This is a genomic window from Kribbella sp. NPDC031520 (genome assembly GCF_055580825.1).
The window spans coordinates 110,255-136,152 of the sequence record NZ_JBVIKS010000002.1 but is presented as its reverse complement, the minus strand read 5'-3'; the positions used below and the strand labels follow the sequence as shown (position 1 = coordinate 136,152).

The window sequence follows — 25,898 nt, the reverse complement described above, 5'->3', positions numbered from 1 at the left end:
TTTATGCGACCGTTCTGTAGGAGTGACGTCGGGTCACCAGCGCATCGACCAGGTAGCTGGCCACCTCGCCGGGGGTGGTACCGCGGCCGAACACCCGGTCGACGCCGAGCTCGCCGGCCATCTGCTCGGTGAAACGGGGGCCACCGGCAACCAACACCGGCCGGGCGTCCTCGGCGTACGCCTCCCGGAACGCCGCGGACATCTCCTTGGTGTTCAGCACGTGCGCCTCGCGCTGCGTCACCACCTGGGAGACGAGGATGGCGTCCGCCTTCTCGGCGCGGGCGCGGCGGACCAGCTCCGGTACGGCGACCTGCGCGCCGAGGTTCACCACCTTCACCTCGCGGTAGTACTCCAGGCCCTTCTCGCCGGCGAACCCCTTGATGTTCAGGATCGCGTCGATCCCGACCGTGTGCGCGTCGGTACCGATACAGGCACCGACAACCGTGAGCCGACGGCGCAGGCCCTTGCGGATCGCGAGGTTGACCTCCTTCGGCGACAGCAACGGGTAGTCGCGCTCGACGACCTCGACCTTGGAGGTATCGACCAGGTGGTTCACCGGGCCGTACACCACGAAGAACGTGAAGTCCGGGCCGATCGGCTTCGAGTGCACGACCAGCGCCGGGTCCATGCCCATCTTGTTGGCCAGCTGCACCGCGGCGCCCTCGGCCAGCTTGTCGTGCGGGACCGGCAGCGTGAACGACAGCTGCACCATCCCGTCGCCGGTGGTATCGCCGTACGGACGGATGATGCTCATCCCACACCCTCCTCGAGCAGCTCGGTCGCCGGGTTGTAGTACTCGGGCGACTTACGGGCGACGCCGTCCAGGCCGCGACCGGCGTCCTGTGGGCGCTTCATCAGCCCGAACGTGCCGTCGCCGATCGCGTTGAGCAGGCCGTCGTCGACGATCCGGTCCAGCAGGTCGACCGACTCGCCGAGGACCTGCCGGGCACGGGAAGCGATGAAGCCGTTCGGTTCCGGCCGGAAGTCCTCGTGAAGGTTGCCTGCGGCCCCCAACACGTACCGGACGTTCTGCAGCGCCAGGTCCCGGTCCGAGATCCACGGCGTGACGACCGCCTCGGTCATCATCCCGACCAGCAGGATGCCCTGCCCGGTCATCGCGCCGACCAGGTTGAAGAACCCGTCCAGCAGGTACCCGCGAAACACGTCGCCGGTCATGTGCCGGGTCGGGGGCATCCACTTCAGCGGCGCGTTCGGGAACAGCTGCCGGGCCAGCATCGCGTGCGCCAGCTCCAGCCGGAACGAGTCCGGCAGGTCCGGGTTGATCTCGAACGCGTGCCCGAGCCCGAGCTGCCAGTCCTCGAGCCCGGCCTCCTTGGCGAAGTACTCGTTCAGCAGCTGCGAGACCGTCACGGTGTGCGCGGCCTCGACCGCGTCCGCGGTGGTCAGGTAGTTGTCCTCGCCGGTGTTGATGATGATCCCGGCGCGGGCGTGGATCTGCCGGCTGAACCGCTGGTCGACGAATGTCCGGATCGGGTTGATGTCGCGGAACAGGATCCCGTACATCGAGTCGTTCAGCATCATGTCGAGCCGCTCGAGCCCGGCCAGCGTCGCGATCTCCGGCATGCACAGCCCGGACGCGTAGTTCGTCAGCCGGACGTAGCGACCCAGCTCGCGGGACGAGTCGTCCAGGGCGGCGCGCATCAGGCGGAAGTTCTCCTGGGTGGCGTACGTACCGGCGAAGCCCTCGCGGGTCGCGCCCTCCGGTACGTAGTCGAGCAGCGACTGCCCGGTCGAACGGATCACCGCGATGATGTCGGCGCCCTCGCGCGCGGCCGCCTGCGCCTGTGGGATGTCCTCGTAGATGTCGCCGGTGGCAACGATCAGGTAGATCCACGGGCGCTGCTTCGGGTCCCCGTGCCGCTTGATCAGCCGGTCCCGCTCACGCCGCCGCCCGTCGATCCGCTTCATCCCCGCAGCCGCGGCCTTCCGCGCCTGGGACCTCGCGCGTACGGCGTCGCGTCCCTCGGGCATCCGGAACCTGACGGAACCCGAGGCGGCCTTCTGCGCCAGTACTGCGAGGTCTTCGGCCTCGCCGCGGAGCAGCGCGTCCCACACCGGGAGCGCGAGCCCGTGCTCCAGCCCGACGTCGGCACGGACCGTGTCGGCGAGGCGGTTCACCCACGGAATGCCTTCGGTATCGGCGCCGGTCAGCCCGGCGAGCCGCAGTACCGCACGCTCCACCGACACCGTGGTGTGCTGGCGAGCCAGGTTGACGATCGGCTTGCCGGCCTTGCGCGCGAGGCTGCGCGCCTTCCGGACGGTGACCGGATCGAGGTCGAGCTTCTTCACTGGGACCATCCCTCGGAGTCATGAACCACTCGGCCGCCGACGACCGTACGCAGGCAGGTCGGCGTGCCTTCACTCAGATCCGGCAGCACCGGTACGCCGGCCCGCGGGTCCGTCGACCACGCCGCCACTCGCCGGTCCGGCGTCTGCACGACCAGCTCCGCGTCGCTCTGCCAGATCGCGTACGTCGCGGCCGTACCGGGTGCGAGTACGCCGGCATCGTCGATCCCGGCCGCCCGCCAGCCGCCGCGGGTATGCGCCTGGAACGCCGCCCGCACGGTGATCCGCTCGGACGGCTCGTGGTGGAACGCGGCCGCCCGTACAGCTTCCCAGCCACCGAGCTCGGTCACCGGAGCATCCGATCCGAAGGCGAGTACGACGCCCGCGCGGGCCAGCGAACCGAACGGGTTCATGCCCTGCCAGCGGTCGCCGACGCGCTCGGCGTACATCCCGTCCGGACCGCCCCACAGGCCGTCGAACATCGGCTGCACACTGGCCACCACGCCGCAGCGGGCGAGGGTCGCGATCGTTGCCTCGTCGACCATTTCGACATGCTCGAGACGGTGGCGCGCGGCAACCAATGCCTGAACGCCGACCTTCTCGGCGGCGAGCTCGAAGCCGCGGGCGATGTTGTCCATCGCCTGGTCTCCGATGCAGTGGAACCCGGCCTGCACGTTCCGCTCGGTACACGCGATCACGTGCTCGGCGATCTGCTCCGCCGTCAGGTAGGCGTGCCCGCGGTGGCCGGCGCGATCGGCGTACGGCTCCTTCAGCGCGGCCGTCCGCGACCCGAGCGCACCGTCCGCGTTCAGATCACCCGCGAGGCCGGCCAGGCCGTACGTCCCGAGGTGCTCGAACGCCGCCGGCTCACCCCAGTACAACGTCGCCGACAAGCCGAGCTCGTCCGCGACGTCCCGTACCAGCGGCAATTCCCAGAGCGGCCCGATATGCGGGGCAGCCATCTCGTGGAATGCCCCAATACCTTTCGAGGCCATCGCACGCAGGGCCGCCTCGATGTCCGTCCGTCGCTGCTCCGGGCCGATCAGCTCGCTCAACGCGTCCCGAACCAGGTGATTCGCATGCCTCTCGACGCGACCGCTCTCCTCGAACCCCTCACCGCGCGCAACGTCGAACAGCGCCGACGAGACGACGCCGGAGTGGCCGTCGATCCGGGACAGGTATACCCGCCGCCCACCGCCTGCCGCGTCCAGCTCCTGGGCCGTCGGTGCGCGGCCCTCCGGCCATTTGGTCTCGTCCCACCCGGCACCGTCGATCACCGCGTCCTCGGGCAGGTTCGCCGCGAACGCCGCCAGCTTGTCGAGCGCGCCGGTCAACGACGTCGTACCGGCAAGATCGAGGCCGGTCAGCAGCGCGCCGGTCTGCGCGGTGTGAACGTGGGCGTCCACGAAGGCCGGCGTGACCAGCTTGCCGTCGAGGTCGATCACCTCGTCGGCGCCGTCGGCGTACGCACCGGCGCCGGTGTCGTCGCCGAGCCAGGTCACCATCCCGTCGTCGAAGGCGATCGCGGTCGCGTGGGGGTCGGCGGGCGAGTAGACGGAACCGTTCGTCAGAAGTGTGCGCACGCCCTAATCCTCCGCCAGCCTGCTCTCGAACAGACCACGGACACCCGGCTCGGACCGCAACAGCTCCATGGCGTAGTCCGCGTGACCAGGCACGTACCCGTTGCCGATCAGCATCGTCACGTCCGCCGCCAGCCCTTCCGCACCAAGAGCCGCCGCCGAGAACGACGTCGCCATCGAGAAGAAGATCACCGTGCCTCCGGCGGCGGTCGACAGTACGGCCCCGTGCTCGCACCCCGGTACGTCGACGCACACGACGGTGATGTCCGCCGGTCCCCCAGCGCCCGCGACCGCGTCGGCCAGCGCCACCGGATCACGCGCGTCCGCCAACGCGACAACATCGGCCAGACCCGCGGCCGACAACCGTTCGCGCTCCCCCGCGAACGGGACGATGCCGATCGTCCGCGCGGCGCCCGCGGCCCGCGCTGCCGCCAGCGAAAGCGAACCCGACTTGCCTGCGCCGCCAATTACTGACACGACAGGCTTTGTGCCTTTGTCGACATACGAGCGCACCACGCGGGCGGTCAGCGCCGGCGCGCCGCAGACGTCCATCACCGCGAGCGACAGCTCCGGCTTCAGGTCGTCCGGCAGCTTCGCGACAATCGACCTGGCGAACAGGATCGCGTGACCCTGCGCCGGGACCTGCTCGCTCTTGCCGTCCCAGTCCTTCAGCTCGTCGGTGATCTGCAGCGGGGTCAGTGTCAGTGAGACCAGGGTCGCGACACGGTCGCCCTTGCGGACCCCGAGCGGCGAGTCCGGGCCGGCCTCGTCCACGACACCGACGAGCATCCCGCCGGAGCCGGTCACCGGGTTCTGCATCTTGCCGCGGGTCGCGACGATGTCCAGGACGGCGCGGCGGATCGCCGTACCGTCACCGCCGTGCGCCTCGGCCAGCTGGCGGTACGACGCGGCGTCGAGGTTCAGTCGCTCGACCGCGATCCGGACCTCGTCGGGCCAGATGTCAGGACGTGCGTCGAGTCGCTCCGCCGCCTGCGGCAACACGCCGGACGGTGCGAGTACGCGGTGCAGTCCTACCGGGCTCGATGACACGGGTCCTCCTCTGTGCGGTCGGGCAAAATACTACTCACAGCCCGCCTGAACGGGAATTCTTGCGGCGTATTGTTGGATCTGAGGGAAGTTCTATCGCTATCCTCACATGAGACCGCATCCCCCACGTCCCCGCGGAGGACCCGTGACCGACCTGATCACCCCGGAGCTGGCACACTCTGAGCCCGGCGACGGCCAGCCGTATCTGTACCGGCGTACCGAGCTGGTCGAACCCGACTGGACCCGGCTGCCCGGCTGGAAGGACGTCACGGCCGAGGAGTGGCGCTCGGTGCAGTGGCAGCGGTCGCACTGCGTGAAGAACGTGAAGCAGTTGCGTGACGTGATGGGCGACCTGCTCGAGGAACGGTTCTACGAGGACCTCACCCGCGACCAGGCCGAGCGCGCCACGATGTCGATGCTGCTGCCGCCGCAGATGCTGAACACGATCGTGCCTTCAGGCGCAGCCGACTACACGGAGGCGTTCTACGCCGACCCGGTCCGCCGCTACATGCTGCCGGTGTTCAGTGACCGCCGTACCGACTGGCCGTCGCATCCGCACGCGACCCGGGACTCGTTGCACGAGCACGAGATGTGGGCCACGGAGGGGCTGACCCACCGCTACCCGACCAAGGTCCTCGCGGAGATCCTGCCGACGTGCCCGCAGTACTGCGGTCACTGCACCCGGATGGACCTGGTCGGCAACTCGACGCCGGTGATCGACAAGCTGAAGTTCGTCGCGAAGCCGCAGACCCGGCTCGACGACATGCTCGACTACCTCCGCCGTACGCCGGGCGTCCGGGACGTCGTCGTGTCCGGTGGCGACGTCGCCAACATGCCGTGGCCGCGGCTCGAGGCGTTCCTGATGAGCCTGCTCGAGATCGAGAACATCCGCGACATCCGGATGGCCACGAAGGCGCTGATGGGGATGCCGCAGCACTGGCTTTCCTCCGACGTGCTGTCCGGTGTGGAGCGGGTCGCGTCTGTTGCGCGTTCGCGCGGCGTGATGCTGGCCATGCACACGCACGTGAACGCCGCCCAGTCGGTGACGCCGCTGGTTGCCGAGGCGTCGAAGGCGATGCTCGACGCCGGCCTGCGCGACGTACGGAACCAAGGCGTGCTGATGCGCGGCGTCAACGACTCGATCCCGCAGTTGCTCGACCTCTGCTTCGCGTTGCTCGACGGCGCGAACGTCACGCCGTACTACTTCTACATGTGCGACATGATCCCGTTCGCGGAGCACTGGCGGGTGTCGGTCCCCGACGCGCAGCACCTGCAGCACGGGATCCTCGGGTACCTCCCCGGGTTCGCGACGCCGCGGATCGTCTGCGACGTCCCGTACGTCGGGAAGCGCTGGGTGCACCAGCTGTCCGAGTACGACGAGGTCCGCGGCATCTCGTACTGGAAGAAGAACTACCGCACCGGCATCGAGCAGCAGGACCCGGAAGCGCTGAACCGCACCTACGAGTACTACGACCCGATCGACACCCTCCCGGCCGAAGGCCAGGACTGGTGGCGCGAACACGCGGGCAACCACCTCGCCGAAGCCGAAGCCCGAGCCGCCGCCTCCCGCACCACAGCCGAGGCCCAAGCCCACCTCGAGCTCAACTGACCGTCTTGGGTGCCGCTGATGCAGGGGGCGGCACCCAAGACTCTTTTGCAACAACGTGCAATCCGCTCTGTAGATGCACAGGGCAACCGTTACTGTGCTCCCGTGCGGAGCGCCCACCTCATCGTCGCGACAGCCGTCCTGACCGCCTCCGGCTGTGCAGCCCTCCCCCGGGCCGACACCGTCACCAGCCTCACCCGCCCCGCCGTAACGCCTGACGCCGCAACAGCAGTCATCCAGCACTACAACGAGGTCACGGCCACCGCGAACAACCGCCGCTCCGACGACCTCGCGGCGACCGTCCAGTCCGGCGACCTCCTCCGCCAGACCGAGGCGACCTACAAAATCAGCCACTACCAGAAGAAGCCGGTCGCCCGCGCCATCCCCTTCACGGCACAGTCCGTCGGCTCCCCGGAGTACGGCACCTACCCGATGCACTTCGTTGCCTCAGGTAACCACCGCCTCGGCCTCTGGGAACGCCCTTCCGCCGGCACCCCCTGGCACCTCACCGTCACCGTCACCGTCCCGTCAACGATCCCGGTCCCCGACCTCGCCGGCCTGCACGAGGTCGACCCCACCGCATCAGCCGGCCTCGCGGAATCACCGTCGGTCGCAGCGGCAAAGTTCGCGGAACTGCTCGGAGTTGGCGCGAAGTCGCCGTACACGGGCTCGTTCACGGTGACACCGGATGTCGTGAAGGTGCAGAAGGAGATCGCGGCCGGCCAGGCCGAGCTCGCCCGCGACCGCGGCGTGGGCCTCATCTCCTTGACGAATACCTTCACGGTCAACGGCCCGCCCGTGGCGTTTCGGACGTCGTCCGGTGATGTGCTCGCCTTCTTCACCCTCACCAACTCCGAGCTCATGCGGGTCAAGTACGGCGGATCGTGGGCGGACGGTTTCGAGGCGAACGCATTCGCCATTCCCAACCACGTCTACAGCAACGCGATCACCAGCACCACGCTGCACCAGGTGCTGGTCGTTGTCCCGGCCGGGAAAGGTTCGAAGGTTCGCGTCGTCGGGTTCACGAGTCAACTGGTGGACGCCGGTGGGTACTGAGGTCACAAGTTGGTTCAGGTGATGGTGCGTGCGCGTTCTGTGCGGCGGCCGCGGGCTAGCATCACGGGTCGCATGTCGGGCGGTGTGTCTGGGGCACGCCGCGATCTCGGGAGATTCTCGTGCGGGTGATCCGCAGGATTGTCGGCGTACTGCTGGCGTTGATCGGTCTGATCGTTGCGGTGGTCGGAGGTGCGGCCGCCTTCTGGGTGATCGGACCGGACAACACCGTGCACTCCGGTGATCAGCACCTGAGCACCAAGGGCCTCGCGATCGCGAGCACCCCGGAGCTGCTGAACCGCAACGGTCCCGTGCTGCACGTCGACGTACGGTCGACGAAGAACCAGCCGGCCTTCGTCGGTGTAGCGCGCGACTTCGACGTCGCCAGCTATCTCAAAGGCATCAACCACACGAAGCTCGTGCAGATCCAGTACCCGATCGCGTTGAGCACGCAGGACGAGAAGGGTACGGCGGGTCCGCTCGCCGCTCCGGCCACGCTCGACTGGTGGGTCGCCAAGGCGAACGGTACGGGTACCCAGTCGATCGCCTGGCCGATCGCCGACGGCCCGTACGACGTCGTGATCATGAACGCCGACGGGAAGACCACACCGGACGTCCAGGTCGACCTCGGCATCGAGATCCCGAACGCGTTCGGCACCGCGCTCGCCGCCTTTGCCATCGGCATCGTTCTGCTTGCCTTGGGCATCCTCCTGGTACTGCGCCGCAAGCGCACCACCAAGCCGAAGGCGCCGCAGAACACGCAGTCCCAGAACAGCGGACCCGGAGCCGAGCAGCCCGGCCCGTACCCGGTGCCGCACGGCGGTCCGTCCACCCAGCCCATCGCACCGGTGGGCGCACCACAGGCCCCGCCCGCCCAGCACCCAGGCCAACAGGCCCCCGCGCAAGGCAGGCCCCCACAAGGCCCACCGCCCCCGAGCCAGCCGCCGCGGTCCGGTGGGGCGCCGCTGCGGCGGCTGGGCTTCGCCGGGCTGGCGTTGGGGCTGGTGACCGGTTGTGCGGCGGTGCCGCCCGCGGACACGGTGCAGGTGCTCACCCGGCCCTCGATCAGCAACGGCGCTGCGGCAGACGTGATCAAGCACTACAACGAGGTCAACAACAAGGCCAACCACACCCGCAACAGCAACCTGATCGCGACCATCGAGGGCGGCAATCTCGTCCGCGAAAGCCAGGCCGGCTTCAAGATCGACCAGGCCGCGGGCGCGAAGACCTCGCCCGCGTTCACGTACACCAACCCGTACGTCGGCGCCCCGCAGTACGGCAGCTACCCGATGAGCTTCGTCAGCTCCTCCGGCATCTCCGACAACAAGGCGTACCGCCACGTCGGCCTCTGGGAACGCGCGTCCGCCGGCAGGCCGTGGATGCTCACCTTCGCCGCCACCGTGCGGACCACCGTCAAACTGCCCGACCTGGACGGCCTCCGCCCGGCCGGCAAGTCCGACGCCACCCGCCTCGCCGTCGCCCCTCAGGCCGCCGCGACCGCGCTGGCGACGTACCTGACCGGCGGCACCAAGTCCCCCAAGGCCGCGGCCTTCGTCCCGAACACCGAGATCACCACCCTCATCACGGATCTCGCGAAGACAAGAGCAGCCCAAGCGAGCACCCCGAATTCGGTGCGCAGCGTCACCGACACCTTCACCGCCCCGAAGACGTCGCCCGCGTTCGTCACCAGGTCCGGTACGGCGGTCCAGTTCGTCTCGCTGACCCACGACCACACGGTGCTCGTCGCGAAGAACTACAACTTCTCCTGGGCCGCCCTCCCGATGACCGCGTTCAGCCCGAAGACGGCGAGGTACGAGAGCGCCCTCACCTCGACCACCCTGAACGACCTGGTCCTGCTCATCCCCCCGAAAGGCAAGGGCAAGATCCAGATCGCCTCAATCGACACCCAACTCGTCGACGCCGGCGGCTACTGAAAGTCCACCAACTCCGCAAAGCTCCTGATGCTCGGCCCGGCCCACGACGGATCACTGTCGGCGTGTTCGGTGGTCCGTACGACGTGCATCCCCAGGGCGGCCGCTCCGGGGAGTTCCCCGTCGCTGCCGTCGCCGACGTAGATGCAGTCGACCGGCTCGACGCCGAGAGCGTTGCAGGCTGCCAGGTAGATTGCCGGCTCGGGCTTGGCTGCGCCGAGCTCCGCGGAGAAGGCGGTCGTGTCGAAGTACGGCGCCAGCGGGCTGGCGGCCACTGCAGTTGGGTCTCGGCGGTGATGTTGCTGACGAGGCCGATTCGCCAGCCGGCTGTCTTGAAGGCGGCCAGTGTTTCCAGCGTTGCCGCGGGTGGAGCAGCCAGTAGGCGCTGCGCGAGGGCCCTGCGGAGGCTTGTTGCCTGTTGGACCTGTTCGTCGGTGGGGGCGCCGCCGCACCGTTGAGTGATCACCTGGAGCGTGGTCGGCAGGTCGCCGTACGCTCCGATGAAGCGTTCGTACGACGACGCGTCGAAGGCTGCCTGGAATGCCGTCGGGTCGACGCCGAGCACAGCACCCATCTGGGCGTTGACCTCGTCCCGGGCAGCATCACCGCCCGGGATCAGGGTGCTGAAAAGGTCGGTGAGGAGGACCTTCACAGGGCTGGGGGGCGGCGTTCGTACGGGGTGGAGAGGACGATCGTGGTCGTGGTGGAGACGTTGGCACGGGCGCGGATGACCGCCAGGAGGTTCTCCAGGGCGCCCGGGGAGGCGACGCGGACGACCAGGATGTAGCTGGAGTCGCCTGCGACCGAGTAGCAGGACTCGATCTCGCGGACCTCACGGAGGCGTTCTGGGGAGTCGTCCGGCTGGGACGGGTCGATCGGGCGGATCGAGATCAGCGCGGTCAGCGGCAGGTCCAGAGCCGTGTGGTCGACGGTGGCGGCGTACCCCTGGATGATGCCGCGCTGCTCGAGGCGCTTCACCCGCTGGTGTACGGCCGACGTGGACAGGCCGGTCGCCTTGCCCAGGTCGGTGAAGCTCATCCTGCCGTCGCTCGCGAGCAGCCCGACGATCTTGCGGTCCAGGTCCTCCATCCCCAAGACATTACTGGAGCAACCGTCCCGGCCGCATGCGATCTCGCGGGCTGTCGGTGGGCTGTGAAAGCATCTGGGCATGGCTGACAGACCCCAGCGGCTGATGCTGCTCGACACGGCGTCGCTCTACTTCCGTGCGTTCTTCGGTGTTCCGGACACGATGAAGGCCGCCGACGGTACGCCGACGAACGCGATCCGCGGGCTGCTGGACTTCATCGCCCGGCTCGCCGAGAACCACCGGCCGACCCACCTGGTCGCCTGCTGGGACGACAACTGGCGGCCGTCCTGGCGGGTCGCGCTGATCCCGTCGTACAAGGCGCAGCGGGTCGAGTTCGTGACGCCGAAGGGCGAGCAGGTGGAGGATGTACCGGACCGCCTGGAGGTCCAGGTGCCGTACATCCGGGCGTGCCTGGAGGCGATCGGGATCACGATCGTGGGCGCGCCGGACCACGAGGCCGACGACGTGATCGGCACGCTCTCGCACCAGGCGACGATGCCGGTCGACGTCGTCACGGGCGACCGCGACCTGTTCCAGTTGATCGACGACAGCCGCGGTATCCGGATCGTCTACACAGCAGCCCGCGGCGTCGGCCGGGCCGAGGTGTACGACGAGGCCGCGCTGCTGGCGAAGTACGAGATCCCCGCCCAGCGGTACGCCGACTTCGCCACGCTCCGCGGTGACGCGTCCGACGGGCTGCCCGGCGTGAAGGGCATCGGCGAGAAGACGGCCGCGTCGCTCGTCACAGCGTACGGCGATCTCGACGCGATCCGCGCCGCGGCCGCCGACCCGAGTACGCCGATGGCGCCTGGGGTGAAGAAGAAGATCCTGGCGGACAGCGACTACCTCGACGTCGCGCCGAAAGTGGTCGCGGTCGCGAAGGACGCCCCGGTCGGGACGTACGACGCTACGCTGCCGCGCGAGATCAAGGACCCGGAACGCTGGCTCGACCTGGTCGAACTGCTCGAGCTCGGCGGCTCGGCCCAACGCGTGATGTCGGCCCTCGACCTCGGACCGAAAGCATGAGCACCCGAGAGCTGGCGGAGGGGTTCCGCGAGGAGATCGTCACCCTGCGGCGCGCTTTGCACCAGGTGCCGGAGTACGACCTGGACCTGCCGAAGACACAGCAGCTGATCCTCGACGCGCTCGAGGGTCTGCCGCTGGAGATCACGCTCGGCAAGGAGCTGTCGTCGGTGACCGCCGTGCTGCGCGGCGGCCGCGGCCCGGGTCCGGTCGTACTGCTGCGTGGTGACATGGACGCGCTGCCGGTCACCGAGCGCGTCGACGTACCGTACGCGTCCCGGCATGACGGCATGATGCATGCCTGCGGCCACGACCTGCATGTCGCGGGGCTCGTCGGCGCCGCGAAGGTGCTGTGCGCGCTCAAGGACGAGCTGCCGGGTGACGTGGTGTTCATGTTCCAGCCGGGCGAGGAGACGTCGGGCGGTGCGCCGATCATGATCCGCGAGGGCGTTCTCGACGCCGCGGGCCGGCGGGCGGACGCGGCGTACGGGCTGCACGTCGGCGCGTCGTCACAGCCGCTGGGGATGTGGAGCAGCAGGCCGGGGTCGTTCATGGCCGCGGCGGATCAGCTGCACGTTCGGGTGATCGGTGCGGGAACGCACGGGGCAACGCCGTACCGCGGCAAGGACCCGATCCCAGTGCTGTGCGAGATCGTGTCCGCGCTGCAGACGATGATCACCCGGCAGTTCGACGTGTTCGACCCGGTGGTGCTGACGGTCGGGCGGATCGCGGGCGGGACGAAGGAGAACATCATCCCGGACGACGCGTTCTTCGACGCGACCGTGCGGACGTTCTCCGAGGCGACCCGGGCGAAGGTGCAGAAGGCATCGATCCAGCTCGTCGAGGGCCTCGCCGCGGCGCACGGGCTGCAGGTCGAGGCTGAGTACGAGGTCGGGTATCCGGTGACGGTGAACAACACGGCGGAGTACGAGTTCGCCCGTACGACGATCGAGGACCTCTTCGGGGCCGACCGGTTCCGCGAGCGTCCGAACCCGCGGTGCGGTGCTGAAGACATGTCGTACGTACTGAACGAGGCGCCCGGCGTGTACCTGAACCTCAGCGCCTGCGCCGCCGCCGACCCCGACACAGCAGCTGACAACCACTCCCCCTTGGCACACTTCGACGACTCGATCCTCCCGGACGGCGCAGCCCTCCTCGCCGAGCTCGCCGTACGTCGTCTCAACCGCGTCTAGGGAGAATTCCCGATTGGCCGGGCAGTCCGCCGCCGAGCAGACTGCCCGCATGCCATTCGTGGATGTGCCCGACGGATACCTGTACTTCGAGCAGCACGGTGAAGGCCCCGATGTCGTCCTGCTGAACGGCGGACTGGCCGACGTTCGCATGTGGACATCGACGGTCGAGTGGCTCGCCGAGACCCATCGCGTGACGACCTGGGACTACCGCGACAACGGGCTGTCCTCGCCGGCGGAGAAGCCGTACGACGAGATCGCGGACCTGACTGCGGTGCTCGACGCGGCCGACGTACGGCGGACCGTGCTGATCGGAGTGTCCGACGGTGGACGGCGCGCGCTGGGGTTCGCGCACCGGCATCCGGCGCGGGTCGCGCACGTCGCCGTCGTGGGCGGGTCGTTCGGCGAGTTCCCGGACCCGACGCCTGCGGAGGAAGCCGCCCGCGTGGTGATGCGGGCGCACTTCGCGCGACAGGCCGAGATCCTAGCCTCCGAAGGGATCCCGGCCGCGGCCGACCACGACGTACAAGGCTGGTGCCCAGCCGTCCGCGGCGACAACCGCCGGCTGCTGGTCGGCCTGGAGATCGCGAACTCGCGGGTGATGACGATGCCGGTCCACCACGGCGTCGAACTCGACCCACCGGTCAAACACCGCTTCGCCGAGCTCACGGTCGGAGTATCGGTCCTGATCGGCGGCCGCGACTTCGCCGGCACCCAACTCTGGGGCCGCCGCCTGGCCACTCAAGCTCCGCACGCCGCCCTGCACCTGATCCCCGAAGCCGACCACATGCCGATGTTCTCCACACCCCCGGCCTTCCGCGAGTTCGTCACCGACGTACTTCGCGCCGCCGACTAAGCCAGCGCATCCTCCAACCACGACATGAACGCGCCATAGTCAGCCGAAACCGACACCGCAATCTCGATGCCGTCAGCCTTCAGGCTCATCCGCGCGATCTCGTCCAGCGCGACGTTCTCCCGTACGAATCGCACACCCGGCCAGAGCATCGCAGCCGCGAGCGTGAGGGCGTCGTGCTGCATCGAACCTGGGTACTTCTTCGTCCAACGGTCGAAGTGCTCCCGCAGCACCCCCTCCCATGGCCGCGCATCCGGACGACCCCACCGCTCGTACAGCGCGGAGTTGCGGGTGATCTCCATTGCCTGGTTGAACGTCACGTCCGACAGCACGAACGACGGATTCCACCTGCCCAGCTCAGGCACCATCCGGATGGCCGCCCCCGCGTCGACCCGGAAGTTGTGCTCGGCCCGCGACGGATCCCGATAGTTGATCGCACCCCCCATCTGTGTGACGGCCAGCCGCGGAACCAGCACCGGTGCCTCGCGCTGCAGCCGCGCAAGGTTCGACAACGGCCCCATCCCGACCCAGCGAATCCTTCCCTCGCCATCCGAACAGACGTCGTCGATCGCGCCGACCATATCGCTGTCCTGCCGGGGCACGTCAGCAGGACAGACCCCGTCCATCACCCACATCCGGCTGTTCCCCAGATCAGACCCTGCCACCACGCGTACCTCCGGCCGTCCGACCAGATCCAGCAGGTACCGCGCGAGCCTTGCCCGTTCCCCGCCGTACTCGTCGCTCGTGACCACCAACCGCAACTCCGGCACCCGCCGAGCTGCCACCACCAGGGCCACCGTGTCATCCGGGTCCCCGCCCAGGTCGGTGTCGATGATCATCGGTGCCTTGGCAATCGCCGGCGGGCCGACCCGCGGCGGGGGCCCATCCCGAAGCATCGCGTCCGCCATATCCTCGAACTCCTCAAAGCCCGCGGTCGTCCCGGCGAGGGCCATCCACTCGCCCTCCGGGTCGCTTCCCTTCCCGCCGCCCATCACTACCTCCGCCTGCCCGAGTCGAGTTCAGAACATTCTCTACGAAGACCTTCTTGTCACCGTCGCCACACTGTTCGTACGCCGCCCAGATCGACTCTCGCGCGACCCCGGGGACCTGAGCCCGGTCGAGCGCCTTCTGGAGCAGGTCAGCCTGCTTCTTGTCGGCACGATGCACGAACGAGTCGAGGAACTCCGCCAGCCCTGGATCCGTGGATCCGCGGCTGATCCAGGCGCGGATCTCCACGCGGTACCGCTGTGCCCAGTCGTCCAACCAGGCCCGGTAGTTGCCCCCGGCATCGCGCACTCTCGCGACATCTCCGGCTAGGTCGGCCACGGCATGCAGGTTCATCACCTTCACGCCTTCGCGCACCGGAAGGCGGCGGAGCCGCGGCGAGATCCGGCCACGGCTCAGTCCGTCCAGAAGCGCCGGCTGATGGCGCTGGCCGGTTTGCTCGGGCCGGCAGCACCGAGTCGGACCGGACTCGACATCGGCCCGTCGAGGAGTTCCTCGATGCTGTTGAGCGCGAGCTGGTGTGCAAACGTCTTGGAAACTTCAGCCGGGAGTTCGTAGAGCGGCAGGCCGCCTCGTCCTTCAGCAGCTGTCAGGTGTACTTCGTACCCCTTCTTGCTCCCCGGATGCGGGTCGTACGGCGAGGCGCCGTGGAACGCGTATCGCCCGGTGAAGGTCGTCTGCGGGTACACCGCCGACAGGAGCTCTTGCACCGTGCCCTTGTAGCTCGTGTCGAACACGCTGACCCGGCTCCCCTGCCGCCCGACCGGCACCCCACGGAGCTGCAGGTACTCGCTCAGTACCTGGAAACCTCATCCCCGACGGTTCTCGAGATCCTGCAGTGCGTTCTCGACCAGGGCCCGCGACACCACCAGGTTCGAGCAGTTCCGCCGGATGAAGTCGTGATCGAGCATTGTCATCGCGAACGCCAGGTGGTGGCCGTCACGGCCGAGGCCGAGGATGCGGTCCGTACGACGGGATCCGACGTCCGCGCGAAGATCCGCCAGCATGTCGTCGGCCACTCGAACCATCAACGGCGCCGGGAACTCGTACGCGACCAGGCAGGCGTCCCGCAGCGTAGCCACGTCGGCTGGATCGCTCAGCCTCAGCTTCGTCCCGACCACCTTTGCCCGCTGGTTACCACGTCGCCGCACCGAGTCCGCGTCAGTCGCCATCGCTCAAGTACGCCACAGACAGAGCAAGCCCCGCGGAAGTTATCCACAGGTAGTGGAACGGGGACGCCGTGGTGGCGCCCCCGTCCTGGTGGGGTTAGCGGGCCATGGGGCGGCCGGCTGGGGTTGGGGTGGCGGTCAGGGCGGCTGCTTCTTCGTCGATGTCGACGACGGCGCCGCTGAACTGGGCGTTGTAGAGGCGGGCGTAGGCGCCGTCCAGGGCGAGTAGTTCGGTGTGGTTGCCCTGTTCGACGATGGCGCCGTTCTCCATGACCAGGATCAGGTCGGCGTCGCGGATGGTGGAGAGGCGGTGCGCGATGACGAAGCTGGTGCGGTCGGAGCGCAGGGCGGCCATGGCGCGTTGGACCAGGACCTCCGTACGGGTGTCGACCGAGCTCGTCGCCTCGTCGAGGATCAGCAACTGCGGGTCGGCCAGGAACGCGCGGGCGATGGTGAGGAGCTGCTTCTCACCGGCGCTGACGTTGCTGCCTTCCTCGTCGATGACCGTGTCGTAGCCGTCCGGCAGGCTGTGCACGAAGCGGTCGACGTACGTCGCCTTCGCCGCCTCCAGCATGTCCTCCTCGGTGGCGTCCAGGTTGCCGTACAGCAGGTTGTCCCGGATCGTGCCGCCGAACAGCCAGGTGTCCTGCAGGACCATGCCGATCCGCGAGCGCAGGTCGTGCCGGGTCAGCTCGGTGATGTCGACACCGTCGAGCGTGATCTTGCCGCCGTTCAGCTCGTAGAACCGCATGATCAGGTTGACCAGTGTGGTCTTGCCGGCGCCGGTCGGGCCGACGATCGCGACCGTCTGGCCGGGCTCGGCGACCAGGCTCAGGTCGGTGATCAGCGGCTTGTCCGGGTCGTACGAGAACGACACGTGCTCGAACTCGACCCGCCCGCGGGAGTCGGTGACCTTCTCCGGCGTGGCGTCGTCCGGCACCTGCTCCTCGGCGTCCAGTACTTCGAACACCCGCTCCGCGGAGGCGACACCCGACTGCAGCAGGTTCGCCATCGAAGCGACCTGGGTCAGCGGCTGGGTGAACTGCCGCGAGTACTGGATGAAGGCCTGGACGTCGCCCAGCGACATCGTGCCGGACGCGACCCGGAGTCCGCCGATCACCGCGATCACCACGTAGTTGACGTTCCCGATGAACATCATCAGCGGCATGATCAGGCCGGAGATGAACTGCGCCCCGAAGGCGGCCTTGAACAGTTCGTCGTTCTTCGCCTTGAAGCTGGCCTCGATCTCCTTCTGCCGGCCGAACACCTTCACCAGTTCGTGCCCGGTGAACGCCTCCTCGATCTGGCCGTTCAGCGCGCCGGTGTGCCGCCATTGCGCGACGAACCGGACCTGCGACCGCTTCGCGATCACCGCGGTCAGCACCATCGACACCGGGATCGTGATCAGCGCGATCAGCGCCAGCACCGGCGAGATCACGAACATCATCGTGATCACGCCGATCACCGTCAGCAGCGAGGTGAGCAGCTGGCTCAGCGTCTGCTGCAGGCTGGTCGAGATGTTGTCGATGTCGTTGGTGACCCGGCTGAGCAGCTCACCGCGCGGCGCCCCGTCGAAGTAGCTCAGCGGCAGCCGGTTCAGCTTGTCCTCGACCTCGGCGCGCAGACCGAGGATGGTGTGCTGGACGACGCCGTTGAGGATGTAGCCCTGTGCCCAGGACAGGAAGAACGCACCGACGTACAGGGCGAGCACCAGCAGCAGGACGTTGCGCAAGGCATCGAAGTCGATGCCGACGCCCGGGACCAGGTCGATGCCCTGCAGCAGGTCTGCGAGCCGGCCGTTGCCGGAGGCCCGGTACTGCTCGATCACCTGCGCCTTCGTCATGTCGTGCGGCAGCCGTTTGCCGATCGCCCCGGCGAAGATCACGTCGGTCGCGCGACCGAGGATCTTCGGGCCGAGCACCGACAGGCCGACGCTGCAGATCGCCAGCAGGACAACGCCCGCGACCTGGATCCGGTACGGCCGCAGCCGGCCGAGCAGGCGCTTCGCCGAGGGCACGAAGTTCATCGACTTGTCCCCCGGGATACCTCCCGGCGGACCGAACGCGCGACCCGTCGTGGGCCGCTCGGTCGCCTTCACGGTCGCCGGGCCGCCACCCTCCGGCGCCTGCCCGCTCGGCGCCTGCCCGTTCGGTGCCTGCCCATTCGGTGCCTGCCCATTCGGGACCTGATCCTTCGGACGTCCGCCGTTCGATGACGGCTTTTCGTTCTCGCTCATGCCGCCTCCTCCGCGGAACGCTGCGACTCGACGATCTCGACGTACGTCGGACACGTCTCGAGCAACTCCTGATGATTCCCCTTGCCGACGATCGCGCCGTCCTCGATCACCACGATCTGGTCGGCGTCGATGATCGTCGAGACCCGCTGCGCGACGACCACCATGCACGCGTCCCGGGTGACCGGTCGCAGCGCGGCTCGCAGCCGCGCGTCCGTGGCCAGGTCGAGCGCCGAGAACGAGTCGTCGAACAGGTAGATCTCCGGTTTGCGGACCAGCGCCCGCGCGATCGCGAGCCGCTGCCGCTGACCGCCGGACACGTTCGTACCGCCCTGGGCGATCGGCGCGTTCAGCCCCTCCGCCATCGCCTCGACGAAGTCCTTGCCCTGGGCAATCTCCAGCGCTTCCCAGAGCTCCTCGTCGGTAGCGTCGGGGTTGCCGTACCGCAGGTTGCTGCCCACTGTCCCGGAGAACAGGTACGGCCGCTGCGGCACCAGGCCGATCCGTTCCCACAGCGCCTCGGGGTCGATGTCGCGTACGTCGATACCGTCGACGAGCACCCGCCCCTCGGTCGCGTCGAACAACCGCGGCACCAGCGAGAGCAGCGTGGTCTTACCTGCACCCGTACTGCCGATGATCGCGGTCGTCTGCCCCGGCGAGGCGACGAAGCTGATGTCCCGCAGCACCGGCTCGGCAGCACCTGGGTACTTGAACGAGGCCCGCTCGAAGACCAGCTGGCCACGGCCGGTGAAGTTCCTGATCGGGGTGACCGGCGGCTGCACCGACGACTCGGTGTCGAGCACCTCGGAGATCCGGTCCGCGCAGACCGCGGCCCGCGGCACCATGATCATCACGAACACGCCCATCATCACCGAGAACAGGATCTGGATCAGGTAGCTGAGGAACGCCGTCAGCGCGCCGACCTGCATCTTGCCGTCCTCGATCCGCGAGGCGCCGAACCACAGCACCGCGACGCTGGACACGTTCAGGATCAGCATCACCGTCGGGAACACCAGCGCCATCAGCCGGCCGGCCCGGATCGCGGTGTCGGTCAGGTTGGCGTTCGCCTCGCCGAACCGCTCGACCTCGTGCGGCTCACGGACGAACGCCCGGACCACCCGGATCCCGGAGATCTGCTCGCGCAGCACCCGGTTCACGCCGTCGATGTTCTTCTGCATCTTCCGGAACTGCGGCACCATCCGGCTGGCGATGAAGCCGATACAGCCGGCCAGCAACGGGACCGCGACCACGACCAGCCAGGACAGGCCGACATCCTGGCGGACCGCCATGATCACGCCGCCGATCATCGTGATCGGGGCCGCGACCAGCATCGTCGTGGTCATCACGACCAGCATCTGGATCTGCTGGACGTCGTTGGTACTGCGCGAGATCAGCGTCGGCGCGCCGAACTGGTTGACCTCCCGGGCGGAGAACTCGCCGACCCGGTGGAACACCGCGGCCCGGACGTCCCGGCCGAACAGCGCGGCCGTTTTGGCGCCGAAGTACACCGCGGTGATCGTGCAGGCGATCTGCAGCAGGCTGACGCCGAGCATCCAGCCGCCGGTGCCCACGATGTAGCCGGTGTCACCCTTGGCCACACCGTTGTCGATGATGTCGGCGTTCAGCGTGGGCAGGTAGAGGGAGGCGATCGTCCCGACCAGCTGCAGGACCACCACCAGGAGCAGGTTTCCCGCGTACGGACGCAGGTGCGTACGCAAGACTCGAACTAACATCAATCATCCCCAGAGTCGTGACGGCGGGCGCCGACGGGCACGAACCCGACGGCGTCCTCGGTGGCCGGTGGCTGACCGGTGTGGTGCAAGCTGTCGTGCTTGAGCAGACCGTCGAACGCGAAGTCGACGATCTCCTCGGCGGTCAGCACGTGGCCGCCGGAAATCAATGGATGGGTGGCCGAGAAGGTCAGCAGGTTGATCCGCCGGACCACCTCTTCGGGCGGCAGCCGCAGTTGGTCCGCATCGGGCCGGAGCAGGTCGGCGAACGCCGCGTTGGTCAGGTCGGACTGCCGCTGCTGGCGCGCCTTGTCCATCGCGCTCTGCTTCCGGAAGTCCGGTGGCCGCTGGATCCGCAGCGCGAACAGCAGCTTGAACACCTTGCCAAGGCGTCGCTGCCCGATCTCGACCGCGGCGACGGTGCGCTCCCGCAGCGGCAGCGAACGGTCGACGCCCGCCAGCGCCTTGAGCAGGTCCGAGGTGTCGAAGACGGTCGCCATCGCCGCCTCGATCAGCGCGTCCTTGCTGCCGAACGCGCGGAAGATCGTCCCCTCGGCGATCCCGGCCGCCTCGGCGATCTGCTTGGTGCTGACCTCGGGCCCGAACTCCTCGAGCAACGGCAGCGCCGCCTCGACGATGGCAGCGCGCCGTTCCTCGGGTGGCAGTGGAGTTGCTCGTGGGCTCACGGCATCAACGGTAACTGAGTGAGTACTCACTCACAACAGTATTCAAGCCTCTGGCGCAGTCCGGTTCGCCACCAGCGCGGAAATGCCGTCCAGCAGTCGCTCCAGCCCATATTCGAACGCATGTTCGGAATCATAAGGGGCATCGAACTCACTCCCGACGGCGGCCCCGACCCGGGCCGAGAGCGGGAACTTCTCCAGGTCGCCGATCTGGTCCAGGTGCGGGACGTGCGCCAGCCACCACTCCTTGTCGGTCATCCCCGATCGATGGATCACCTGCCGCGCCTCGACGGCCGTACGGACGGCGCCGTGCACGAAGCCGTTGACCAGTGCGACGGTCGCATCCATCTCGACGTCGCTCAGCCCGATACCGTCGACCGCGGTCAGCTCCCACTCGTACTTGGCCATCACGTTCGGCCCGAGCGGCGGCCGGCTGGTCGCGACCTGGAGCAGCCACGGATGCTGCAGGTACAGCTGCCGGTTCTCGCGGGCGACCTCCTCCAGCCGAGGCCGCCACTCACCCGGTACGACGCGCCGCGGCAACTCGCCGTACACAGTGTCGAGCATGACGTCGAGCAACTCCCCCTTGCCCGGGAAGTACCGGTAGAGCGTCATCGCGCCGACCCCCAGTTCGTCGGCGACGCGGCGCATCGACATCGCGGACAGGCCTTCTGCGTCGGCGATCTTCAGGGCGGCCGTGACGATCTGGTCGACGGTGAGCGCCGGCTTCGGACCGCGGGTCGGCTGCGGGTTGCCCTGCCGTCGCCGCCAGAGCAACTCGAGGCTCTTGGCGGGGTCGCCGCTGCCGCTGTACTCCTGATTCATGGGCGCCGCCTTGATCGATCGGCTATTCTTCGTACAGTGTACGCAGTTGACCTCGAGTTCAGTGGAGGTTCTAGCGTCGGGTTTTGTCGGTGGTGTCCGGAATCATCGACGTCCCCAGCCGACCGATTCAGCGGAGCACTGCCGTGAGTATGGAAATGACCGCGTGGAACTCGCTCTACCACGCGATGCACGCACAAGACGACAAGAGACCGTTCTCCCGCGCGACCCTGCGCCGGATCCTTGCCCTCGCGCGGCCGCACCGGACACAGCTGGTGTGGTTCCTCGTGCTCAGCACGGGCGCCGCGGTGCTTGCGGTCGCGACTCCGGTACTGGCCGGCCGGGTCGTCGACGCGATCGTCGGCGAGAAGGCGTTCGGTGTCGTGCTGCGGCTCGCGCTGCTGATCGCGGCGATCGCGGTCGCGGAGGCCGGGCTGAGCATGCTGACCCGGTGGTTGTCGGCGCAGATCGGTGAAGGGCTGATCCTGGACCTTCGTACGGCGGTGTTCGACCACATCCAGCGGATGCCGATCGCGTTCTTCACCCGGACCCGGACGGGCGCGCTCGTGTCCCGGCTGAACAACGATGTGATCGGCGCGCAGCGTGCCTTCAGCGACACGTTGTCCGGCGTGGTCAGCAACCTCGTGATGCTGGTGCTCACGCTCGTGGTGATGCTCCGGGTGTCGTGGCAGATCACGTTGCTCGCGTTGATCATCCTGCCGATCTTCGTCATCCCGGCCCGGCGAATCGGGGCGCGGCTGGCCGGACTGCAGCGTGAGGCCGCGAACTACAACGCGACCATGAGCACGCAGATGACCGAGCGGTTCTCGGCACCGGGCGCGACGCTGGTGAAGCTGTTCGGGCGGCCGGCTCGGGAGTCGCTGGAGTTCGCGGTGCGGGCGCGGCGGGTGCGGGACATCGGCGTCCGGACGGCGATGGTGCAGTGGATCTTCGTGACCGCGTTGACGCTGGTGTCGGCGCTGGCGCTCGCCGTCGTGTACGGGCTCGGCGGATTCCTGGCCTTGCGGGATCAACTCGAGGCCGGTGCGGTCGTGTCGATGGCGCTGTTGCTGACCCGGTTGTACTCGCCGTTGACCGCGCTGGCGAGTGCGCGGCTCGAGGTGATGACGGCGCTGGTGAGCTTCGAGCGGGTTTTCGAGGTGCTCGACCTGGAGCCGCTGATCAAGGACAAGCCCGATGCGGGGCGCGTACCCGAGGGTCCGGTGTCGGTGGAGTTCGCGGACGTGACCTTCGCGTATCCGTCGGCGGACAAGGTTTCGCTGGCATCGCTGGAAGAGGTCGCGAAGCTGGACACGCGCGGCGGCGTCGACGTGCTGCACAGCGTGTCGTTCCGCGCCGAGCCCGGGCAGATGATCGCGCTGGTCGGCTCGTCCGGCGCGGGGAAGTCGACGATCGCGCAACTCATCCCCCGGCTGTACGACGTGGACTCCGGAGCGGTGCGGCTGGCCGGGGTCGACGTACGGGATGTGTCCGCGGAGTCGTTGCGGCAGACGCTCGGGATGGTGACGCAGGACGGGCACCTGTTCCACGACTCCATCCGGGAGAACCTGCTGCTCGCGCGGCCGGAGGCGTCGGAGGACGAGCTCTGGGATGCGTTGCAGCGGGCGCGGTTGCGGACGTTGATCGAGTCTTTGCCGGATCAGCTGGACACGGTGGTCGGCGAACGTGGGTACCGCCTGTCAGGTGGTGAGCGGCAGCGGTTGACGATCGCCCGGTTGCTGCTCGCGCAGCCGCGGGTGGTGATCCTCGACGAGGCGACGGCGGCGCTCGACTCGACCAACGAGGCAGCGGTACAGGCGGCGTTGACGGAGGCGCTCGCCGGTCGTACGGCGGTCGTGATCGCCCACCGGTTGTCGACGATCCGCGCCGCGGACCAGATCCTCGTGATCGAGGACGGTCGGATCGTGGAGCAGGGCCGGCATGCGGAGCTGCTCGCCGCCGGCGGGCGGTACGAGGAGCTGTACCGGACCCAGTTCGATCAGCCGGGTGAAGCAGTAACTGTCTGAGGTTCGTTCTTCCTACTACGGAGGTCGTCGGTTTGCAGGGCACGGGGCAGGAACTGGCCGGCTGCGCGGTCGTCTTCCAACCAGCCGATCCACCACGCACCAGCCGAGTCGCCTTCTGGCACCCAACCGGCGCCCCACTCCCCCTAGGCGTCGGCGACCAGCTCGAGCTCACGCTCGTTGCGGACACCCCCACCGAGCCAAGCCGTCCCGCGGAGCACACCGCTTCCGCGGAGCTCAGCGGTTCGGCGGAGGGTGCTCGGCTGCGAACCGTGCGTGCGGTTGGGTTGTCGGTGGCGGATGCGGTTCCGGTGCTGGGCCGGTTGCGGCTGGCGGCGGGAGCGCATCCGTCGGCAGCGTTCTGGGGTGGGGCCTCACTCGTCGCGCTGCAACTGGTTGCTCGCGGCAAGCTCCTGCCCGGCGTCTCCCCGGGCGGGCACGACGCCTGGCGGGTCGGTCCGCTCGACCCCGGCGACATCACCCGCCTCCTCGAACTCGCCGAGGCCATGCCCGCCTCCGCACGAGCCCTCCCCCTGTCCTCACCAACCCCCGCCACTCCCCCGTCCAACGCACCCTCCTCTGCCTCCGCCCTCACCAGCGCCGCACCCGCCAGCGCCGCCCCCACCAGCGCCGCATCCGCCCCGCGCGGGGCCGCGTCCGGCCCCGGCAGCGCCGCCTCCGCGCCCGGCAGCGCCGCCTCCTCCCCCGCCAGCGCCGCATCCTCCGCGCTCGGAGACGTACGGCTGCCCGTGGCCGAGGAGCTGCTGCGGCAGTTCCTCGACGCGGTGGCCGACGGGATGCCACGGTCCCCGGCAGCCGCGAAGATGCATCGGACGAACCTGTTCGCAGCGACCACCCCGCAGCGGGCGGATCGCCTGCGGAGCTGGGCGGACGAGGTCTCCGTCGGGCTCGACTCCGGCGTACGGATCTCGTTGCGCGTCGAGCTGAGCGAGGCGCAGACGTTCGGCGCCGTCGTACAGCTGCACAGCCTCAAGGACCCCACCCTCGTCAGCGACGCGTACGACGTGTGGTCAGCCGACGTACCGGGATTCGGACCACGCGCCCGGATCGACGCCACGCTCGCGATCCGCCGGGCCGCCCGCGTCTGGCAACCCCTCGCCCGCCTCCTCGACTCCGCCGTACCCGACCGGATGGAGCTCGCCGACGAGGACGTCGCCGATTTGCTCGCCGGATCGGCTCAGCGGCTCACGGCCGCCGGCATCGACCTGCATTGGCCGAAGAGCCTCGGCCGCGCGCTCACCGCCCGCGCCGCCATCACCTCGGCCGACGGTCCGCCAAGCAGCCTGCCGAGCTTCTTCCAGGGCGACCGGACGCTCGACTTCAGCTGGCAGGTCGCGGTCGGCGACGATCCGCTGACCGAGGCCGAGCTCGACCAGCTCGCCGAGGCGACCCGCCCGGTGGTCCGCCTGCGCGACCAGTGGATGCTGATCGACCCCGACCTGGCCCGGAAGGCCCGCGAGCGGATCCTCAAACCCGTCACCGCGATCGACGCCCTCGGCGCCGCACTCACCGGCACCGCCGAGGTCGACGGCCAACACATCCCGGTCACCCCGGCCAAGTGGCTCGACGAGCTCCGCGCGCGGATCGCCGATCCGGACCGCGCCGACGACCCGATCGAGGCCCCACCCGGCCTGCAGGCGACCCTGCGCGACTACCAGCTCCGAGGTCTCCGCTGGTTGTCGAGAATGACCTCGCTCGGCCTCGGCGGCTGCCTCGCCGACGACATGGGCCTCGGCAAGACCATCACGCTCATCTCCCTGCACCTGCATCGTCAACAGTCCGAGGACACCGCCGGCCCGACCCTCGTCGTCTGCCCCGCGTCGCTCCTCGGCAACTGGGAGCGCGAGGTCGAGCGGTTCGCACCAGGCACAGCGGTACGGCGCTTCCACGGCACGTCCCGCTCCCTCGACGAAGCGCACGACGGCTTCGTACTCACGACGTACGGGACCCTCCGCCGCGACGCCGTACGGCTGGCCTCTCATCCGTGGGCGCTCGTGGTCGCCGATGAGGCGCAACACGTGAAGAACCCCTCGTCCGGTACGGCGAAGGCGCTGCGGACGGTACCCGCGAAGGCGCGCGTCGCCCTGACCGGCACGCCGGTGGAGAACAACCTGTCCGAGCTGTGGGCGATCCTCGACTGGACGACGCCCGGGCTGCTCGGCCGGCTCGGCACGTTCCGGAACCAGTGGGCCACGCCGATCGAGGCGGACAAGGACGAGGAGGTTGCGGCCCGGCTCGCGAAGCTCGTCCGCCCGTTCCTGCTGCGGCGGAAGAAGTCCGATCCGGGGATCGCGCCGGAGCTCCCGCCGAAGACCGAGACCGATCAGCCGGTGTCGCTCACTCGCGAGCAGGTGGTGTTGTACGAGGCAACGGTTCGCGAGCTGATGGACGAGGTCCGGGCCAGCGACCGGATGGCCCGCCGCGGGCTGATCGTGAAGCTGCTGACCGGGCTGAAGCAGATCTGCAACCACCCCGCTCAGTACCTGAAAGAGCCCGACGACGCACGCTGACCGGCCGCTCCGGCAAGCTCGAAC

The 25,898-nt window shown here is 68.7% G+C and carries 22 protein-coding genes; 8 read left to right on the top strand and 14 right to left on the bottom strand.

From position 1 onward, the window contains the following. Position 1: 1 nt before the first annotated feature. Genes kamE through kdd form a run of 4 tightly spaced genes read right to left on the bottom strand, consistent with a single transcriptional unit; the run spans position 2 to position 4,937 of the window. Entirely contained in the window at positions 2-754 is a 753-nt protein-coding gene (gene kamE / locus ACZ5BU_RS09175; RefSeq protein ID WP_465696960.1) for a lysine 5,6-aminomutase subunit beta, read from the bottom strand. Beyond that, positions 751-2,310 carry a lysine 5,6-aminomutase subunit alpha gene (kamD, locus tag ACZ5BU_RS09170; protein ID WP_465696958.1) on the bottom strand — a complete coding sequence of 520 codons (1,560 nt, stop codon included), beginning with the start codon at positions 2,308-2,310 and terminating at the stop codon, positions 751-753. The genes kamE and kamD overlap by 4 nt, the downstream gene beginning before the upstream one ends. Then, positions 2,307-3,890 (bottom strand): amidohydrolase, encoded by a 1,584-nt coding sequence (locus ACZ5BU_RS09165; RefSeq protein ID WP_465696956.1) that lies wholly within the window; start codon positions 3,888-3,890, stop codon positions 2,307-2,309. The genes kamD and ACZ5BU_RS09165 overlap by 4 nt, the downstream gene beginning before the upstream one ends. Positions 3,891-3,893: 3 nt before the next feature. Continuing rightward, positions 3,894-4,937 carry an L-erythro-3,5-diaminohexanoate dehydrogenase gene (gene kdd, locus ACZ5BU_RS09160; protein WP_465696954.1) on the bottom strand — a complete coding sequence of 348 codons (1,044 nt, stop codon included), beginning with the start codon at positions 4,935-4,937 and terminating at the stop codon, positions 3,894-3,896. A gap of 142 nt (positions 4,938-5,079) precedes the next feature. On the opposite strand from kdd, the gene ACZ5BU_RS09155 reads away from it, so the two are divergent. From ACZ5BU_RS09155 to ACZ5BU_RS09145, 3 genes are all read left to right on the top strand, one after another. Beyond that, complete coding sequence (locus ACZ5BU_RS09155; protein ID WP_465696952.1) at positions 5,080-6,543, top strand: KamA family radical SAM protein; 1,464 nt, start codon at positions 5,080-5,082, stop codon at positions 6,541-6,543. Positions 6,544-6,645: 102 nt separating this feature from the next. Then, positions 6,646-7,596: a DUF8094 domain-containing protein gene (locus ACZ5BU_RS09150; protein WP_465696950.1), complete on the top strand. Its 951-nt coding sequence runs from the start codon at positions 6,646-6,648 to the stop codon at positions 7,594-7,596. 125 nt (positions 7,597-7,721) lie between these two features. Further along, positions 7,722-9,527: a DUF8094 domain-containing protein gene (locus ACZ5BU_RS09145; RefSeq protein WP_465696949.1), complete on the top strand. Its 1,806-nt coding sequence runs from the start codon at positions 7,722-7,724 to the stop codon at positions 9,525-9,527. Here ACZ5BU_RS09145 and ACZ5BU_RS09140 read toward each other — a convergent pair. Both ACZ5BU_RS09140 and ACZ5BU_RS09135 read right to left on the bottom strand, forming a co-directional pair. Beyond that, a complete protein-coding gene (locus ACZ5BU_RS09140; protein WP_465696947.1) occupies positions 9,521-9,799 on the bottom strand; it encodes an HAD family hydrolase in 279 nt (92 codons plus the stop codon). The genes ACZ5BU_RS09145 and ACZ5BU_RS09140 overlap by 7 nt on opposite strands. A 373-nt stretch (positions 9,800-10,172) precedes the next feature. Then, on the bottom strand, positions 10,173-10,613 hold the full coding sequence (locus ACZ5BU_RS09135; RefSeq protein WP_137256794.1) for an Lrp/AsnC family transcriptional regulator: 441 nt from the start codon (positions 10,611-10,613) through the stop codon (positions 10,173-10,175). A gap of 103 nt (positions 10,614-10,716) precedes the next feature. Here ACZ5BU_RS09135 and ACZ5BU_RS09130 point away from each other — a divergent pair, with 103 nt between their 5' ends. From ACZ5BU_RS09130 to ACZ5BU_RS09120, 3 genes are read left to right on the top strand one after another with little or no spacing between them, the layout of a single operon-like run. Beyond that, positions 10,717-11,637 carry a 5'-3' exonuclease gene (locus ACZ5BU_RS09130; protein WP_465699224.1) on the top strand — a complete coding sequence of 307 codons (921 nt, stop codon included), beginning with the start codon at positions 10,717-10,719 and terminating at the stop codon, positions 11,635-11,637. Then, complete coding sequence (locus ACZ5BU_RS09125; protein WP_465696944.1) at positions 11,634-12,827, top strand: M20 metallopeptidase family protein; 1,194 nt, start codon at positions 11,634-11,636, stop codon at positions 12,825-12,827. Before ACZ5BU_RS09130 ends, ACZ5BU_RS09125 begins: the two co-directional genes overlap by 4 nt. A 49-nt stretch (positions 12,828-12,876) precedes the next feature. Next, positions 12,877-13,680 carry an alpha/beta fold hydrolase gene (locus ACZ5BU_RS09120; protein WP_465696943.1) on the top strand — a complete coding sequence of 268 codons (804 nt, stop codon included), beginning with the start codon at positions 12,877-12,879 and terminating at the stop codon, positions 13,678-13,680. On the opposite strand, the gene ACZ5BU_RS09115 is transcribed toward ACZ5BU_RS09120, so the two are convergent. From ACZ5BU_RS09115 to ACZ5BU_RS09080, 8 genes are all read right to left on the bottom strand, one after another. Further along, entirely contained in the window at positions 13,677-14,630 is a 954-nt protein-coding gene (locus ACZ5BU_RS09115; RefSeq protein ID WP_465696941.1) for a nucleoside hydrolase, read from the bottom strand. The two genes, ACZ5BU_RS09120 and ACZ5BU_RS09115, sit on opposite strands and share 4 nt — an antisense overlap. Continuing rightward, positions 14,599-15,018 (bottom strand): hypothetical protein, encoded by a 420-nt coding sequence (locus ACZ5BU_RS09110; protein WP_465696939.1) that lies wholly within the window; start codon positions 15,016-15,018, stop codon positions 14,599-14,601. Before ACZ5BU_RS09110 ends, ACZ5BU_RS09115 begins: the two co-directional genes overlap by 32 nt. 59 nt (positions 15,019-15,077) lie before the next feature. Beyond that, positions 15,078-15,419 (bottom strand): hypothetical protein, encoded by a 342-nt coding sequence (locus tag ACZ5BU_RS09105; protein ID WP_465696937.1) that lies wholly within the window; start codon positions 15,417-15,419, stop codon positions 15,078-15,080. 72 nt (positions 15,420-15,491) lie between these two features. Beyond that, positions 15,492-15,854 carry a hypothetical protein gene (locus tag ACZ5BU_RS09100; protein WP_465696935.1) on the bottom strand — a complete coding sequence of 121 codons (363 nt, stop codon included), beginning with the start codon at positions 15,852-15,854 and terminating at the stop codon, positions 15,492-15,494. Positions 15,855-15,948: 94 nt separating this feature from the next. Next, positions 15,949-18,087: an ABC transporter ATP-binding protein gene (locus ACZ5BU_RS09095; protein ID WP_465696933.1), complete on the bottom strand. Its 2,139-nt coding sequence runs from the start codon at positions 18,085-18,087 to the stop codon at positions 15,949-15,951. Beyond that, positions 18,084-19,817 carry an ABC transporter ATP-binding protein gene (locus tag ACZ5BU_RS09090; protein WP_465696931.1) on the bottom strand — a complete coding sequence of 578 codons (1,734 nt, stop codon included), beginning with the start codon at positions 19,815-19,817 and terminating at the stop codon, positions 18,084-18,086. The genes ACZ5BU_RS09095 and ACZ5BU_RS09090 overlap by 4 nt, the downstream gene beginning before the upstream one ends. Continuing rightward, complete coding sequence (locus ACZ5BU_RS09085; RefSeq protein WP_465696929.1) at positions 19,817-20,500, bottom strand: TetR/AcrR family transcriptional regulator; 684 nt, start codon at positions 20,498-20,500, stop codon at positions 19,817-19,819. The genes ACZ5BU_RS09090 and ACZ5BU_RS09085 overlap by 1 nt, the downstream gene beginning before the upstream one ends. Positions 20,501-20,542: 42 nt before the next feature. Then, on the bottom strand, positions 20,543-21,322 hold the full coding sequence (locus ACZ5BU_RS09080) for a TetR/AcrR family transcriptional regulator (protein WP_465696928.1): 780 nt from the start codon (positions 21,320-21,322) through the stop codon (positions 20,543-20,545). Positions 21,323-21,477: 155 nt separating this feature from the next. Here ACZ5BU_RS09080 and ACZ5BU_RS09075 point away from each other — a divergent pair, with 155 nt between their 5' ends. Both ACZ5BU_RS09075 and ACZ5BU_RS09070 read left to right on the top strand, forming a co-directional pair. Next, the gene (locus ACZ5BU_RS09075) at positions 21,478-23,346 is read left to right on the top strand and encodes an ABC transporter ATP-binding protein (protein WP_465699222.1); all 1,869 of its coding nucleotides are present in this window, start codon (positions 21,478-21,480) and stop codon (positions 23,344-23,346) included. A 32-nt stretch (positions 23,347-23,378) separates the two neighbouring features. Further along, entirely contained in the window at positions 23,379-25,874 is a 2,496-nt protein-coding gene (locus ACZ5BU_RS09070; RefSeq protein ID WP_465696926.1) for a DEAD/DEAH box helicase, read from the top strand. Positions 25,875-25,898 lie beyond the last annotated feature (24 nt).

What these genes read in the sequence shown, in the direction of transcription:
- ACZ5BU_RS09115 (WP_465696941.1), bottom strand. Translation starts at nt 14,630, where the DNA reads ATGGCCCTCGCCGGGACGACCGCGGGCTTTGAGGAGTTCGAGGATATG.
- ACZ5BU_RS09135 (WP_137256794.1), bottom strand. Translation starts at nt 10,613, where the DNA reads ATGGAGGACCTGGACCGCAAGATCGTCGGGCTGCTCGCGAGCGACGGC.
- ACZ5BU_RS09095 (WP_465696933.1), bottom strand. Translation starts at nt 18,087, where the DNA reads ATGAGCGAGAACGAAAAGCCGTCATCGAACGGCGGACGTCCGAAGGAT.
- kamE (WP_465696960.1), bottom strand. Translation starts at nt 754, where the DNA reads ATGAGCATCATCCGTCCGTACGGCGATACCACCGGCGACGGGATGGTG.
- ACZ5BU_RS09100 (WP_465696935.1), bottom strand. Translation starts at nt 15,854, where the DNA reads ATGGCGACTGACGCGGACTCGGTGCGGCGACGTGGTAACCAGCGGGCA.
- ACZ5BU_RS09110 (WP_465696939.1), bottom strand. Translation starts at nt 15,018, where the DNA reads ATGAACCTGCATGCCGTGGCCGACCTAGCCGGAGATGTCGCGAGAGTG.
- ACZ5BU_RS09120 (WP_465696943.1), top strand. Translation starts at nt 12,877, where the DNA reads ATGCCATTCGTGGATGTGCCCGACGGATACCTGTACTTCGAGCAGCAC.
- ACZ5BU_RS09075 (WP_465699222.1), top strand. Translation starts at nt 21,478, where the DNA reads ATGACCGCGTGGAACTCGCTCTACCACGCGATGCACGCACAAGACGAC.
- ACZ5BU_RS09125 (WP_465696944.1), top strand. Translation starts at nt 11,634, where the DNA reads ATGAGCACCCGAGAGCTGGCGGAGGGGTTCCGCGAGGAGATCGTCACC.
- ACZ5BU_RS09090 (WP_465696931.1), bottom strand. Translation starts at nt 19,817, where the DNA reads ATGTTAGTTCGAGTCTTGCGTACGCACCTGCGTCCGTACGCGGGAAAC.
- ACZ5BU_RS09080 (WP_465696928.1), bottom strand. Translation starts at nt 21,322, where the DNA reads ATGAATCAGGAGTACAGCGGCAGCGGCGACCCCGCCAAGAGCCTCGAG.
- ACZ5BU_RS09130 (WP_465699224.1), top strand. Translation starts at nt 10,717, where the DNA reads ATGCTGCTCGACACGGCGTCGCTCTACTTCCGTGCGTTCTTCGGTGTT.